We start from the raw sequence: 15,848 nt of genomic DNA, 5'->3' as shown, positions 1-15,848 counted from the left end.
CCTGCTGCAAATGATAAAAAGAAAAGAATTATATTAAGATTACGGATGTTTCTCATAATGTTTTACAACGTGTTTGTGTATGATTTCGTTGCGTGTTTAAGCACTAAAGTTAGCAAATAAATCACAGATAGAAAGTCCGCGAGGACTTTCGTAAGTAGGCTAGAACTAGCAATGAATTATACACGGTGTTGTAACCAGTACTTTATTCTGTATATCTTAATTTATTGTGCTTTTTGTTTTTCCAAAATATAATTAGTGATGTGGTCAATAATATAATTCCGCACAGTATTTTATAAATTCCAAAATTCAGTTCCATTGTATAAAATTCGGCAATTGGATTCCCTAATTTATTAATATCAATTCCTGGAAGAACTACTTGAGCACTTAATCTAACTGATATTATATATGATACAGTAATTAATGCAACTAGCACATATGCATTACTTAATTTGCTTAAAAATGATTCCCGTTTTTTTAGATTAAAATATATTATGCTAAAGAAAGAAATTGAGAAAATAACTAATAGTATAACAGACAGAATGTTAAATGTACCATTATCAATATTTAAAAATTGAGATAATAGTAGAGTTGAAACTAAAAATAGCTTGCTTAAAACTATAAATGCTATATAAATCAGAGCTCCTTTTAAATAAGGAATTGTTGTATTAATAAATGAGAAATTATTAATCTTATCAAATTCCGCACAAATTTCATCGGTTCTGCCAATTCTTTTTCTAGCAATAAGGAATGATTCTTCTATGTTTAACCCTTTATTTTCCAAATCATTAATTAAATCTAATAAATGACTTTCCAATTCGTCGATATTATCTGAAGTCATATTTGACTTTTTTGATAATTCTGATTTCCAGACTTCTATCTTCTCGTTTAAGTTAAATTCGGTTCTATTTTCCATAATTTTGATATAATTTGATTGATAATTGCCCAATTTTCTTTTTCTGATATAAGTTCTTTTTTACCATTAGGGCTTAATTTGTAGTATTTTCTCTTTTTTCCTGATTCTCCAATTTTCCAGTAAGATTCAATGAGTTCTTTTCTTTCTAATTTGTGTAAAACAGGATATAAAGTTCCATCTCCATATTCTATTTTTCCATCTGATATTTCTTTTACGCTTTGGATGATTTCATACCCATAAGATTCGTTTTTTGAAAGTATTGATAAAATAATAGGTATAGTAGAAGCACCAATTAATTCTTTTGATAGTTTTTCCATATAGTGTATTTATGAAAAACAAATATACATAGAAGTTCGATGTATAAAAATAAAAACGTGAATTTTTTTCAGTATTGGTTACAACGTTTTTGTATATGGTTTGTTGCGTGGTTTAGCACGTAATTTAGCAAATAAAAACCGAATAGAAAATCCGTGAGGATTTTCGTAAGTAGGCTAGAACTAGCAATAAATTATATACGGTGTTACCCAACGTTTTATTTTAATTCTGTGTATTTGTCATTTATTGTTAAGATTAGACTTTCGAAAAAATCTTTACTCATTTTAATTAGATTTTCTATGAATACATAATCACTAATTTCAATTGCTTTGTATTCTCCATCAGATATTATAGTAATTCCATTTAATTGATTTGCAAACTCCGTTTTGTTTTCATCAATTATTCCATTGCTATGAGCTATTTTATTTCTGATATATTTCCTTTGTTTAATTGGTGTGTAAAATTTTTCAATTTCAGAAACCTCTATGCAAAATACTTTCGTTAAAAAAATCCAATATTTATTAATAAAATCAGTTCCATTCAAGTCGTTTAATTTTATTTTAAAATCAAACTCTTTTTGGATTTGGGTACAAATATTTTTTAGTTGTCCTTCGATTAAAGAATAAATTGATAGAACAGCACCTTTTCTATGATTTTGTATTAGTTGATAAATTCCAGTTTCTCTGTGATGGTAGTAATGATAATAACATTGTGCTTTTTCGTGTTCATCATATTCATCTTTAGATTCAGTATTTAGAATTTTATCATTTTCAATATCTTTTTTTAATTCAAGTTTAAGTTCTTGAATGAATTTTTCAGAATTATCTATTAATGATTTTTCTGCAGAAAATAAAAGTCGGATATCTTCTCGACAATGATATATGTTTTCCCAATTTAGGCCAAATTCTTTTTCAAACTCTTTTATTATATCCATAATCTTGGTCTTAATGTTGGGTAACGAAAACGTATAACATTAGTAACGTGAATTAATAACAAAACAAATTAAACAAGATGAAAGAATTACAAGAAATTTTAAAATACACTAAAGATTTAGTTGAGCAAGAACCTGAAAAAAGTGCATATTGGCATTACAATAAATTAGTAAGTAAGATTGAAGAAGTTATTGATGTTATACAGTGTTGTAAAAGCGACAGCGAACAGTTGCACAAATGCGATATTGACAAGATAAACAATGAGCATAGGTGTTTGATATGCGGTAAAAAAAGTGAACCAAAGTTTTAGTGCAATTGTTTACAACGTGTTTGTGTATTGTTAGTTGCGTGGTTAAGCAACTAAGTTAACAAACATTTACGAACCCGAGAAAATTCCGCAGGAATTTTCGCAAGTAGGCACGTAAAAAGCAATTAATTATACACGTTGTTGGCAAATCGTTTTTTATTCAGCTTTCCTCTTTTCACGTTTTCGTTTCCGTATTTCTTTTTTCCGTTCTTTTCTTGATTTATAGTCGAGTAGTGGTGTCCATTCTATTCTGTCATCACTTTCTAACCACGTTAAATATTTTTCTTTAAACTTTTCGGTTCCATCTCTTTTAATCGCCCATAAATAATATTCTATTAAATTCGGATTGTTTTCGCAAAAAGTAATTAAACAGTTTTGAATTCCAGTTACTGTAAAGTATGGCATTCCCTCAATTCGGTCAGCCATAATAATTGCAATTTCTCCTTTCGTTAAATTTCGTTCTTGACATTCCGATTTTACTTTAGTCAGAGTAGTGTCAGTAAAAAATTCCGCAAGAGTTGTCAGGGAGTTTTCTCCAAAAGCAATAATCTTTTTCGCTTGCTCGGTTTTTGTAATTTCTTTAGAGTTTTCCGTTTCCGAAATTCCGTTTAACAATGAGTCAATTTCAGATTCGGTTTGTGAAAAACTCAAATTGAGATTCAGAAGTATTGTCAAAAATAGTAGTACAATTTTTTTCATTCAGTTTAGATTTATTTTCAAATCTATTCCTTCTTTAGTTATTCCGAAACTCTAAATGAGTTAACGATGATTTTCAATTAGTTAACGAGTTCTCTTAAATGTTTGCCAACGGTTTTGTATATGGCTCGTAGCGTGTAAATTAGCGATTATTTTTCGGTTGAGCACAAGCCGAATTTTTAAATTTTACTATTTATCTTATTACTTGGAAATCGTTAAATTTAAAAATTTGGCGACTTTCCAAATATGCCTTAACTTTGTTTAAGCAACTAATTAGCTATGAGCTATATACGTTGTTGTGTGTAGTGCTTTATTCTTCGATTTTTTCCTCCGACTTTACTAAAAACTCTTTTGCATTTTTAATTGTATTCACAAAGACAGTCCATTCCAAATTTGCTATTATTGAGTTTTGACTGTGAGCTAATTCATTTCTTATTTTTTCAACATCTTTAAGAAGCCTTTCAAATCCTTTTTTCGTAAAGTCAAAATTCTCTATAAAATTATCAGTAGTTCGTAAAATATCTCTCTTATCACACATTTGAATACATTCTAACAAGGTTAATTGAACATTATTCCCTTTTCTTTCATTAAAGATTTTTTCTGCTGATTCAATTCTAACTTGTTTTAAAGTATCTATCCAAGATTCATTGTCATAATTTTGGGTTATCCAATAGTTTAAATGTAATTCGAATAGCGATATTAATCCAAAAAGATAAATTCGAACTATTGGTTTATTAATGTCTGCACGAGTTACAATTCCGTCAATAGTATTTTTACTCAAAATATAGACATATTCCTTTTCAAGCAAGATTTCAAAAAGTTCTGATAATGGTGTGGATTCTGATATTACAATTTCTATATCAAATTTTTCAATATAGTTTTCAATTGTATCTTCTCCGATTTTTTCTCTTACAACATAACCGAGTTTAATTCCATTTTCATCCACAACTCCAAGTGTATCAAAATCTCTTTGTTCAAGAGTATTTTTTACTTCAAATGGGTTGTCAGTTATTTGGCAACAAGCCAATGGTTCAAAAATGTATTTGGCAGTAATGTCATCGATAAATATGTCTTGTAATTCGGAAAAAGATGTTCCTTTTCTTCTAATTCCTGTGTGTTTTGAGTACCAAAGTTCAAATCCCATCTATATTTTTTTTCGCATTACACACAACGTTGTTGTGTATGGTTAGTTGCGTGGTTAAGCAACTAAGTTAATAAACATTTACGAACCCGTGAATATTCCGCAGGAATATTCGCAAGTAAGCTCAATAAAGCAATTAATTATACACGGTGTTGTACATTGGCTTTTTTATTCGGCTATGTATTCAAATGTTATTTTCGGATTCACAGATTCAGATTCTTTTTTTTGTTCAAATATTTCCAATTTTTTATTGTATCGGATTGTCAAAGTATCAAAGTTTTTCCATTCAAATTCAACGTCTTTTGGTTTAATAAATCCAGCACTTGCTACGAAAATCAATTCAGAGTTTTGTTCGTCAATTCCACAATCTGTTGCATAAATTAGAATCGAACGATTTGCTGTTGCATTTCCGCTTTCTTGCGTCATTTTTATTTTGCGTAAACCCTCATAATCACATTCCGTTTTCAATTTCGTTTCGGTTGGTTCGTCAAAAATCTCAAAGTTTGACATAAAAACAAAAAATCCAATTATGGCCAAAAGTCCGATTATTAAAATTCCAATTAGTATCTTTTTTATCAAGTTTGAGTGAGTTTTTAGCTTGTGTACAACGTGTTTGTGTATGTTTTCGTTGCGTGTCTCGACTACTAATTTAGTAAAAAATTACTGACTAATGGTTTGAGCCAGAGATTTTTCCGAAGGAAAAATCGGAAGCAATGAAATATACACGTTGTTACCTTTAGTTGCGACACGTTTGAGTGTTACGTTCCGTTATTTATTCCGATAAAAATTTTTTTCAGGTTCAGACTTTTTTAGAGAATACTTACTTAAAATTCAAAAAAAAAAATCGCGAAGAAAAAACCAAGCATTTTTCCATTCAGATTTCGATTCCGTAAACTGGCTAAATTCCGTTTGAGTGAGATTCCGAGTAAGTGGCTCAATTCAGATAAACTGGCTCAAATTCCACGTATCTAGCTCAATTCCACGTAATGCTTGATTCAAATTCAAAGTAGAGAAGGTGAGTGGTTGAAAACGTTTCATTTAATTCCGCAGAAACTTGGCTTGCCATTTTTCGGAGTAATTAAAGGTAACGTGTTTGTGTATGGTTAGTTGCGTGGTTTAGCGACTAAGTTAGCAAACATTTACGAACCTGTGAATATTCCGAAGGAATATTCGCAAGTAGGCAGAAATGAAGCAATTAAATATACACGGTGTTGGCAATAGTGTTTTTTCCATTATGCATCATTTATACAATAATTCAGAAATATTTCAGCGAGTTTCTCGTCAGTCAAATCTTTGTTTTTTCCAATTTTACTTTCTTCTATAAAGTCCGTAAAGTAGTAAAAGTCAATAATATTTTGATATTCGATGTTTGCGTGTATATATGTTAGATTTCCTCCAGTTCTTTCAATTTCGAATAGTTTTATTTCGTTTTCGATTCCTAAAGGTTCTTGCATATAAATTTCTATAACTTCGGATTCTGGGTCAAGAGAATTGTTTTCAAAGAATTCATCCTTATTTCCATTATTTCTGAAGTAATTTATTAATTCTGTTATTGTCATTTTATGCTTTCAATTCTATGGTTCGCTTATCAGTCCAAAGTATTTTTATTTACTCCGTTGTCAATTTCAATTTGTTAATTTCAGATTCCGTTCGCTCACATTGTTGCCAACTCCTTATATAAAAACCTTTATTGTCGATATCCCGTAAAAATAACAGGTTATCAAAAGTTTTTGTTGTTGTTATCTTGTAAAGATAATTTTTTTAGACTACAATTTTTACATGTAAATTAATTATAAACTTTAAGTCAAAAAAATAGCAACCGTAAAGGCTGCTATTATACTATATGGTAAAAGAAAGCACTTACCAATTAAGCTACTTTCTTTAATAAATCAAAACAAGGACATTTTTTGCATCGCTTGTTTTCAGATTTTTTAAATTTTTTACAACATTTAGATTTTACCTTACCTAAGGATTCTAAACCTGTAGTTTCAAGAACTTTTATTCGTTCTTTCTTTAACTTTTTATTTTTCTTCTTTTTGCCCATCTTTAGTTTATTAGCATCGTAAAATGCTCAGAGACTGGACAAAAGTAATTATTTATATTTAATCTAAATAAATATTTAACATTTTAAGCACTTGGCGTTTCTGCGGCAGAGTTAACCGTTAGTTGTTGTATGTCTCTATCAAATAAGTATAATCCTCCTTTATCATCGCCAATCATCTTTATTTTATCTAAGATAGTCCTTGCCATTGCTTCTTCTTCAATTTGTTCTGCAACGTACCATTGTAAGAAATTATGAGTCGCATAATCTTTTTCTTGTAATGAAATATGTACTAACTCATTGATGCTTTCTGATACAAAAATTTCATGCTCTAAAAGTTTTTCAAACATAAATTTGAAAGATTTAAAACTAACATTTGGTGCATTTAGTTCTGAAATATGGGCATGTCCTCCACGCTCGTTTACAAACTTTATCAGTTTTAGCATATGCATACGTTCTTCGTCAGACTGATCGTACATAAAACTAGAAATTCCTTCTAATCCTTTTACTTCTGCCCAAACGGCCATTGATAAGTAGGTTTGTGAAGATTCTGCTTCTATTCTAATTTGTTGGTTGAGTGCTGCTTCTATTGATTTTGATAACATGTCTTTCTGTTTTTATACAAAGATAAGTATACTAAAATTATAAGTGACAATTTTCACCTAAATCGATTTTTACCAGTAATATTTAGAGTTTTACAACTTAAAAAAATTGAATGTCTTAGCTAATTATTGCGTTCTACTTATGTAATTTTAGTTGAATCCGTTTTCTGGTGACATCAACCTCCAAAACCTTTACAATGATTTGTTGATGCAGATGCACGTGCTCATTAACATCTTTTACAAAACTGTCTGATAAATTAGAAACATGGATTAAGCCACTTTCTTTAATCCCAACATCTACAAAACAGCCAAAATTGGTAATGTTATTGACAATGCCTGGTAACAATTGGCCCTCGTGAAGGTCGGTAATGGTTTTTATATTTTGATTGAATGTGAATACTTTTGCTGTTTCTCTGATGTCTATACCTGGTTTTTCTAACTCTTTAATAATATCTTTAAGCGTTAATAAACCAACAGTCTCAGACACATATTTTTTTAAATCTATTTTTTGAAGAACAGCTTTGTTACCAATTAAATCTTCAAGTGAAACACCTTCATCTTTGGCCATTTGTTTTACTATGGTGTAACGTTCTGGATGCACAGCAGAATCATCCAATGGGTTTTTAGCTCCTTTTATTCTTAAAAAGGCTGCACTTTGCTCAAATGCTTTTCCGCCTAAGCGTGGCACTTTTAATATGTCTTTTCGCGATTTAAAAACACCATTTGCTGTTCTGTAATCAAAAATGTTTTCTGCTAGTTTTGGTCCAATACCAGAGACGTAACTCAATAAGGGTTTACTGGCAGAGTTGATATTAACGCCTACTGCATTTACACAATTCTCAACCACAGTATCCAATTGTTTTTGAAGTTTGGTTTGGTCCACATCGTGCTGATATTGACCAACACCAATAGATTTTGCATCAATTTTTACGAGTTCGGCCAAAGGATCTTGTAAACGTCGTCCAATAGAAACCGAACCTCTAACGGTTACATCATAATTAGGAAATTCATCGCGTGCAATTTTTGATGCCGAATAAATACTTGCACCAGCTTCACTGACTACAAAAACTTGAATCTCGTTTTTAAATTGAATTTTACGGATTAAGGTTTCTGTTTCTCGTGATGCTGTTCCGTTTCCTATAGCAATGGCTTCAATTTTATAAGCTTCTGCTAAACTCGAAATCTTTTTTATAGCGCCAATACTGTCGTTTTTTGGTGCATGCGGATAAATGGTTTCGTTATGTTTTAAATTGCCTTGTGCATCTAAACACACCACTTTACAACCAGTTCTAAAACCTGGATCTATAGCTAATACGCGTTTTTCGCCAATAGGTGAACCCAATAACAATTGTTTTAGGTTTTTAGCAAAAACAGTAATGGCAGATTCGTCTGCTTTTTCTTTAGCATTATTTAAAGCTTCGTTACTTAACGACGGAAAAAGTAATCGTTTATAAGCATCTGAAATGGCCAACTCTATTTGGTCTGCACATGCGTTTTGACTTCTTATAATTTTATTATCAATACGTTCTAAAACTCTAATCTCATCAACTTCAATTTTCACACGAATATAACCTTCGCTTTCTGCTCTTAAAATGGCTAATAAGCGATGTGATGGAATTTGTGATAAAGACTCAGACCAATCAAAGTAATCTCTAAATTTCTGGGCTTTTTCATCTGTAGATTTAGACTTTACAACTTTGGTAGTAATTTGTGCACGACGCTCTAATTCGTTTCGTAGGTTGTTTCTAATGTCAGTACGTTCATTAATCCATTCGGCAATAATATGTCTGGCACCTTCTAAAGCATCTTCTGTGGTTGAGATGTCGCCTTTTACGTATTTGTATGCAACAGATTCTATATCGTTGGCATTTTGGCTCATTATAATTTTAGCCAAAGGTTCTAAGCCATTTTTACGAGCCGTTTCTGCTTTTGTTTTTCGTTTTTTCTTAAAGGGTAAGTATAAATCTTCAAGTGTTATTAAGTCTTGAGTTTTTGAGATTTTTTGTTTTAAGTCTTCCGTTAAAATAGCTTGTTCTTCTAAGGCTTTTAAAATTGCTATTTTCCGTTTTTCTAACGCTTCAAATTGTTCTTTATATTTTACGATATCGGCAACTTGTACTTCGTCTAAATTTCCAGTGGCTTCTTTTCTGTAGCGCGAAATGAAGGGAATGGTGCAGTCTTGGTTAAGAAGTTCTACTGTGTTTTTTATACTGTCTTTTGGCAGTTTGGTGTGTTGTAAAATGTATGTTATCATCATAATAAAAGAGACCTTATAAATCATATTTTATAAGGTCTCTAAGATATTTAACTCAATTGTATTTGCCGAAAATAAATTGAAAAATTTATTGTTTTTCGCTCACAGCTATAGTTTTTGAAGTGCTAATAAAATTTCCATTTCCTGCCACACCCTCAATAAACAATATTGCATCTGCATTAGAATACGGCATATTAAAAACTAAATTACCATTGTTGTCAATTTTACCATTTGGTATCCAGTCTATTACTCCAAAATTGTTAAAAAACTCATTATCGTTTAAACTGTAGATTGGTGTATAGAATTTTTTGTTTTTAGAGAATGTTAAAGGATATTCATAAGCTCTAAATGATTCTCTTGATGCTACAGAATTGCCACCTTTTTTTGAGTATATTTTTATAACAGGTCTTGTCCCATCTAACAATCCATTACCCATTCCGTGTTTATTAATAGTAACATAATCTACCTGACTCATTTGGTAATTTACCAACATATTGGTTGTATTTAACCTAGTGTCATCAAGATAAAATACAACAGGACTACCAGTTTCGCCAGGATCTGTTAATAAACTCTGTCTTTGTCTATTAAATATCAATTCTCCAAATTGTTCATATACCGAAAACCCTCTTGTATTTAGGTAGTATATAAGGTTAACGTCTTTATAAATACTCTTGTCATCTATAACATCTACAGCAGTAAGAAATGGGCTTCCTTTTAATTGATTAATGCTATTTATTCTATCATTGTCACCAATTACTAAAACTTCTTTCAGCTCTTCACCTTTATTTAACTTTAAAGGTTGTACAGATTTTAATGAGGTATAACTTTGCTCTTTTGGATTAAGTGTCGCTGCACCATCATTATAAGTCGGAATTTTTAACGGATAAAATTGAGCATATAATTTAGGCATTTCTGAAACGCTTTCTTTTCCTATTGCTCCAATTGACAAGTTTTCATCCGTCATTGGGTATAAGCCAGTTAATTTAAATCCGTTTTGATCATTTGATAAATTTACGGTTTCAATAACATTATTTTGATTTGGGTAGACAACAAAGTCAGATTTAGAATTATTGTTGGTCACATTAACACTAATGCCATCTTCAAAAACATAAGCGGTATTTACTTTATTATTAATAATAGAGTGCCAATCATAACTGCTCCATCCTTGAGTAATTAGTAATCGGTCTAAATCGTATTTCTTTTTATCATTGACATCGGTAAAATAATATGATGCGTTTTCTACAGGGCTTTCTAAATAAGGCTGTAAATACGTATTAGAAATAATATTTTGATGACTTAAGTAAGATTTTGTATCACTCGGTAATACAGATATACTGATATTAGTTTCATCATAAGAAGGAGCTAAACCTTCTAAGTTTATGGTCACTTGAATAGAATCTTTTTGGTTTTCGATTGCAGGATTACTTAGTTTAGGCATATTAATTCCATCGTAATTAAAATATAATCGCTCTAATATTGGGTTCTCATTCTGATCAAAAAGCGTAAATATGTTAACACCAGCGAAAAGTGATTCTGTATTCAATTGTTTTAAAACGGTTGTGTCATTAAACTGAACATCTATTGTTTTTAAAACACGACCATTATGCCAAACGAGCTTAAATGATTCATTTTTAATACGCGATAGTGTGTGGTTATTAGTATTTAACTCAATAGACAAGGTGTTTTTAAGACGTTTTATTTTTGTAGAAATACCATTGAACTTAATGTCATTGATAACATAAGTAAATGTTTCATTTAAATATTTTATTTCAACTTTATAGTTTTCATTCATTATTGGTTTTAATAGAAATGAAGATATACCTAAAGTGTTCGTTTTAAAATGCGTTAAAATGTTTTGGTCTTTATCATAAACAGTACCTTCTGCATTTGCAACGCCTAAACCTGCTTTGTTTTTAATAATAACACCAACATTAGAATTTACATTATTTATAAAATGACCACCTTCTGGTAAAAACTGAGCATCAATTTCGTTTTTAACAATACGATTTTCTACAGTGGTATTAATTTCTGGATCAATGACTTTAAAGGTTTCAGTAAACGAATTTTTCTCGTCAAAATTTTTCATCCAATTGGTGTAAGCTTTAAAAGTGTAAAGCCCTGTTGTAAATGAACTGTCAATATTAAATACATTATTAGCAAACCCATTTTCTACCAGTAAAAGTTTGCTTTTAACAACCTTATTATTGCTGTCTGTTATTACACAGTAAAGGTTTTTAGTGATGGTAGAGGGTGTTTTTTTACTCTTGTTTAAAACATAACTGCTAAAGCCAAGCATTTCACCTTTAATTAAAACTGTTTTATTGAGATGTGTGTATACAACCTCTCTATACAGTTGAGTGTATTCTTCAAAAGAATTGGTAAAACTTTCTGTTTTATTTTCTTGAGCAAAAGTGCTGAAATGAATTAAAACAGTTAACGAAAACATTAATATTAAATTAATAGTTACCTTTAAATTGAGTGGAGTAATTGAGTAGTTTTTTTTCATAATATCAAAGATTTTAATTTATAGCTAATTGAGATAATTAGCATCATTTACTATGCCACTTTTCCTAAAGATAGGAGGTGTTGGTGTAATTTTAATTGAAAAAAAATTATATATTAATCTGATAATCAGTTGTTAAACTAAAAAATAAAATATTTATATAACGCTAAATCGGCATCAAAATAACCAAGAATAAAAGAGTTGTTGGTTTTAAAAATAGATTTAAATGCGAATTTTGTCTTTGGTTGGCTTTCGATAAATTTACTTATTATATCGAAGTTGTTTTCAGGGATTTTAGCTTGAATACTGGTCATGTCTTTATCAAATAAACACTCAATTCTTGTAGATTTGGTTTTTGTATAAGTTAAAAAAGTGGTCGTTAATATCGATGATGATATACCTACTACAATACCTCCAAGAGCACCACCATAAAAGGTCATAAAGGCAGAAGACGTCATAGTTTCACTGCATCCTAAAGTAACTATATAGTTTCCATTGTTTTTATATACACTTAAACCTGCATTAGAATTAGATACTTTTTTTAAAAATTGTTTGGTTTTATCTAACTCGCGGTAATTTTGGAAATCTCCACCTTCTAATATAATTGGTGAATTTTTAAAGGTAATAGAATCCGTATCTGTTATGACAAAGCTTTTTATGAGCGATTTAGAATTAATATCAAAAACAGAAAAATCGAGTTTTTCTTTTGACACGTACATATTATACAATCGATCGTCTAAAACAAAAGAGTTAGATTTTATGCCATGGTCCTTTTTGCTGAAAGATGGTTTGGGGAAATTATGATATTGAGAATTTTTAGTTTCTAAATCTATCGTAATTAATGTAGTTGAAATATCATCCACATCATTTGTAAGCATTAACTTATTACCATCGATATATAATTTATTTTTTTGAATAACCTTCTCTAAAGATGTAGGCTCGCCATGGTTTATCATGGATACATCAGGTATCTCATAACCACCATCCAAAACTCTATTTAGGTTCGTTTTAAATCCGTTATAAGTTTTCAATTCTATATGCGAAAAATCGAAGGTGTCTTCAGTATATTCTTCATGATTATTGAGTTGATATAACTTTAATTTTGAAGTTTTTTTTACCGTAGAAAGTAAATAAACGGTTGAATTATACTCAAATGAACCTAATAATGTTTCTGCCTTTAAAGGAATTTTTAATTTGTTTGAAAACTGAAAGCCAGAGGAATCAAAATTTAAGGTTAAGGCACTAAATTTAGTGCCATAATCATTCTGAAAAAATAGAGTATAAGAGTTACCATTAATTGTGGTCCCAAAATAATTGTTTTTGTATTTTGGAAGTACTTCAGTTCTAAAAGTGTTTATTAAAACACCTTCTTGGTTATAAATATGAGCAACAATAAAAGTAGAATATCTAAAAACCACAACGAGTTCATTGGTTTCTGGATTTACGATATTAATAACTTGTCGTAACGTTTTTTCGTGAGATTGCTCTTTAGTATCAATATTAAACCATTCTGTTTGGCCATTTAATGGCATAAAGCTAAGGTTTATAACTAGTAAAAACAGATAGGTAAATCTCATCAGTTATCTATTATTGATTATGAATAATGAAATTTAATAATTAAAAAGATTTAAGAGAAAATATTTATTAATTATTAAAGTAATTTCTTATCATCATTTCATAGGATGCATATTTATTAGAAATTTCTTTTATCTGATCTAAGGCTTGTTCTATTTTATGTCGCTCGTGATAAGCTGATGCAGAACCTCCAGAAATTAAACCAACCACTAGGGTTAGTAATCCAGATTTTGTTTCAATAGCATCTAAATCTAAACTGGGAATGTTTTTGATGTACTTGAGTACAAAGTCGTCATCAATATTATCAAATAAATAGGCTTTTATCTCTTCGTTATATTGAGAAAAAGCTTCAATCTCAGGCATGTTTCCTTTTGTTCTAATAAGGCGCTCTGCCTGAGCTTGTAAATCTATTACTTGTCTTGTTATTGAAGTTTTAGACATTAACTAATCTGCAATCCGTTATTTACACCATCAATATCAGGATTCACAAACACCAAATTACCACCGTCATCTTCAGTCATTAAAATCATACCTTGACTTTCTACACCTCTTAGTTTTCTTGGTGCTAAGTTCACTAATACGGTAACGCGTTTTCCAACAATGTCTTCTGGTTTAAAGCTTTCTGCAATACCAGAAACAATGGTTCTAGTATCTATACCTGTATCTACTTTTAAGACTAAAAGCTTTTTAGTTTTAGGCATTTTTTCAGCTTCGAGAATGGTACCAACACGTAAGTCGAGTTTGGTAAAATCTTCAAACGTAATTTCTTCTTTTTGTGGCTCTGTCACTTTGTTCGCTGCTTCGTTGGCTTTTTTACTGGCTTCAAGTTTTTCTAATTGCGCTTCTATGGTTTTGTCTTCAATTTTAGAGAATAATAATTCGCCTTTATTGATTTTATGATTTGCAGGAATTAGAATGTCTTTTGTAGAAACGTCTTCCCATTTAGATTCCGCATCAAGTGCGGAATGACAAAGAATTGATTTTAGTTTGTTAGACGTAAATGGTAAAAACGGTTCAGATAACACAGCTAAAGCAGATGCGATTTGTAAAGCAACAAACATGACTGTTTTAGTACGTGCTTCGTCTGTTTTAATGGTTTTCCAGGGTTCTTCGTCCGCTAAATATTTGTTTCCTAGTCGCGCTAAATTCATTAATTCTTGGCTGGCTTCTCTAAAACGGTAACGCTCAATAGAACTTGCAATTACTGCAGGATACGCTTTTACAGCAGCCAAAGTCTCTTCGTCTATTGTAGAGTAATCCGAAGGTTCAGGAATAATACCTTCATAATATTTGTTAGTTAAGACTACCACACGGTTAATGAAGTTTCCAAAAATAGCCACCAATTCATTATTGTTTCTGGCTTGGAAATCTTTCCATGTAAAATCATTATCCTTAGATTCTGGTGCATTAGCTGTTAAGGCATAACGCAACACATCTTGTTGATTAGGAAAATCTATTAAATAATCTGGCAACCAAACGGCCCAGTTTTTAGAGGTTGACAATTTCTTGCCTTCTAAATTTAAAAATTCGTTAGCTGGTACATTATCTGGTAAAATATAAGAACCTTCTGCTTTTAACATAGATGGGAAAATAATACAGTGAAATACAATATTATCTTTACCAATAAAGTGAACGAGCTTTGTGTTTTCGTCTTTCCAGTAATCTTCCCAATTTTTGCCTTCGCGCTCAGCCCATTCTTTCGTAGAAGAGATGTAACCAATTGGCGCATCAAACCAAACGTAAAGTACTTTGCCTTCGCCACCTTCTACGGGAACCGGAATTCCCCAATCTAAATCTCTAGTGACCGCTCTTGGACGTAAACCATCATCTACCCAAGATTTTACTTGACCGTAAACATTAGGTTTCCAGTCTTTTTTATGACCTTTTAAAATCCATTCGCGTAAAAACGCTTCGTGCTTATTAAGTGGTAAAAACCAGTGTTTTGTTTCTTTTAAAGTGGGTACATTTCCTGTAATTGCAGATTTAGGGTTAATTAAATCCGTTGCATTCAGGCTTGTTCCACAGTTTTCGCACTGATCACCATAAGCTTCTTCATTGCCGCATTTTGGACATGTACCAGTTACAAAACGATCGGCTAAAAACTGATTGGCTTCCGCATCGTAAAGTTGCTCAGTGACTTCTTCTACAAATTCATTTTTGTCGTAAAGGGTTTTAAAAAACTCTTGAGCAGTATCATGATGAATTTTTGCAGATGTACGAGAATAGTTGTCAAAAGTAATCCCAAAATCCTCAAAAGATTGCTTAATAATAGCATGATATTTATCTACAATATCTTGTGGTGTTACACCTTCTTTTTTTGCTTTTATAGTAATTGGTACACCATGCTCATCACTACCACAAATAAAGGCAACATCATTACCAGTTAAACGCATATAACGTGCATAAATATCTGCTGGTACATAAACACCTGCTAAATGGCCAATATGTATTGGGCCGTTAGTATAAGGTAAAGCTGCTGTTATGGTATATCTTTTTGACATGATCTTTCTTTTATTAATGCACAAAAGTAAACATTTTGTAGTGTGATTTATAATGAAAAGTGGAATCG

15 protein-coding genes are annotated in these 15,848 nt (G+C 30.8%); 1 reads left to right on the top strand and 14 read right to left on the bottom strand.

The genetic code is table 11. From position 1 onward, the window contains the following. Positions 1-202: 202 nt before the first annotated feature. The 3 genes from Q0891_RS13980 to Q0891_RS13970 all read right to left on the bottom strand — a co-directional run bounded on the left by Q0891_RS13980 (position 203) and on the right by Q0891_RS13970 (position 2,162). Complete coding sequence (locus Q0891_RS13980; RefSeq protein WP_299102554.1) at positions 203-913, bottom strand: hypothetical protein; 711 nt, start codon at positions 911-913, stop codon at positions 203-205. Further along, positions 886-1,230: a PadR family transcriptional regulator gene (locus Q0891_RS13975; protein ID WP_299102553.1), complete on the bottom strand. Its 345-nt coding sequence runs from the start codon at positions 1,228-1,230 to the stop codon at positions 886-888. Before Q0891_RS13975 ends, Q0891_RS13980 begins: the two co-directional genes overlap by 28 nt. Positions 1,231-1,445: 215 nt before the next feature. Beyond that, complete coding sequence (locus Q0891_RS13970; RefSeq protein ID WP_299102552.1) at positions 1,446-2,162, bottom strand: hypothetical protein; 717 nt, start codon at positions 2,160-2,162, stop codon at positions 1,446-1,448. Positions 2,163-2,239: 77 nt separating this feature from the next. On the opposite strand from Q0891_RS13970, the gene Q0891_RS13965 reads away from it, so the two are divergent. Then, positions 2,240-2,470, top strand: coding sequence for a hypothetical protein (locus Q0891_RS13965; protein WP_299102551.1), 231 nt, complete (start codon positions 2,240-2,242; stop codon positions 2,468-2,470). A 153-nt stretch (positions 2,471-2,623) separates the two neighbouring features. Here the strand turns inward: Q0891_RS13965 and Q0891_RS13960 are convergent, their stop codons facing one another. The 11 genes from Q0891_RS13960 to metG form a co-directional block, all read right to left on the bottom strand. Further along, a complete protein-coding gene (locus Q0891_RS13960) occupies positions 2,624-3,118 on the bottom strand; it encodes a hypothetical protein (RefSeq protein ID WP_299102550.1) in 495 nt (164 codons plus the stop codon). A 355-nt stretch (positions 3,119-3,473) separates the two neighbouring features. Continuing rightward, positions 3,474-4,307: a CBS domain-containing protein gene (locus tag Q0891_RS13955; protein WP_299102549.1), complete on the bottom strand. Its 834-nt coding sequence runs from the start codon at positions 4,305-4,307 to the stop codon at positions 3,474-3,476. A 165-nt stretch (positions 4,308-4,472) separates the two neighbouring features. Then, the gene (locus tag Q0891_RS13950; protein WP_299102548.1) at positions 4,473-4,883 is read right to left on the bottom strand and encodes a hypothetical protein; all 411 of its coding nucleotides are present in this window, start codon (positions 4,881-4,883) and stop codon (positions 4,473-4,475) included. 653 nt (positions 4,884-5,536) lie between these two features. Next, on the bottom strand, positions 5,537-5,863 hold the full coding sequence (locus Q0891_RS13945; RefSeq protein WP_299102547.1) for a hypothetical protein: 327 nt from the start codon (positions 5,861-5,863) through the stop codon (positions 5,537-5,539). A gap of 308 nt (positions 5,864-6,171) precedes the next feature. Continuing rightward, positions 6,172-6,348: a hypothetical protein gene (locus Q0891_RS13940; RefSeq protein WP_299102545.1), complete on the bottom strand. Its 177-nt coding sequence runs from the start codon at positions 6,346-6,348 to the stop codon at positions 6,172-6,174. Between the two features lie 83 nt (positions 6,349-6,431). After that, positions 6,432-6,950, bottom strand: coding sequence for a ferritin (locus tag Q0891_RS13935; protein ID WP_299102544.1), 519 nt, complete (start codon positions 6,948-6,950; stop codon positions 6,432-6,434). Positions 6,951-7,083: 133 nt separating this feature from the next. Next, positions 7,084-9,201 carry a Tex family protein gene (locus Q0891_RS13930; RefSeq protein WP_299102561.1) on the bottom strand — a complete coding sequence of 706 codons (2,118 nt, stop codon included), beginning with the start codon at positions 9,199-9,201 and terminating at the stop codon, positions 7,084-7,086. Between the two features lie 88 nt (positions 9,202-9,289). Further along, a complete protein-coding gene (locus Q0891_RS13925) occupies positions 9,290-11,707 on the bottom strand; it encodes a hypothetical protein (protein WP_299102543.1) in 2,418 nt (805 codons plus the stop codon). A 137-nt stretch (positions 11,708-11,844) separates the two neighbouring features. Then, positions 11,845-13,236, bottom strand: a complete 1,392-nt coding sequence (locus Q0891_RS13920; protein ID WP_299102542.1) for a hypothetical protein — start codon at positions 13,234-13,236, stop codon at positions 11,845-11,847. 112 nt (positions 13,237-13,348) lie between these two features. Continuing rightward, the gene (locus Q0891_RS13915) at positions 13,349-13,720 is read right to left on the bottom strand and encodes a hypothetical protein (protein WP_299102541.1); all 372 of its coding nucleotides are present in this window, start codon (positions 13,718-13,720) and stop codon (positions 13,349-13,351) included. Further along, positions 13,720-15,780 (bottom strand): methionine--tRNA ligase, encoded by a 2,061-nt coding sequence (metG, locus tag Q0891_RS13910; RefSeq protein WP_299102540.1) that lies wholly within the window; start codon positions 15,778-15,780, stop codon positions 13,720-13,722. The genes Q0891_RS13915 and metG overlap by 1 nt, the downstream gene beginning before the upstream one ends. Positions 15,781-15,848 lie beyond the last annotated feature (68 nt).

It is taken from the genome of uncultured Winogradskyella sp. (genome assembly GCF_947498005.1).
In the GTDB taxonomy this organism is placed as follows: Bacteria; Bacteroidota; Bacteroidia; order Flavobacteriales; family Flavobacteriaceae; genus Winogradskyella.
The sequence above is the reverse complement of the archived record's forward strand: the minus strand, read 5'-3'. Positions and strand labels throughout refer to the sequence as shown.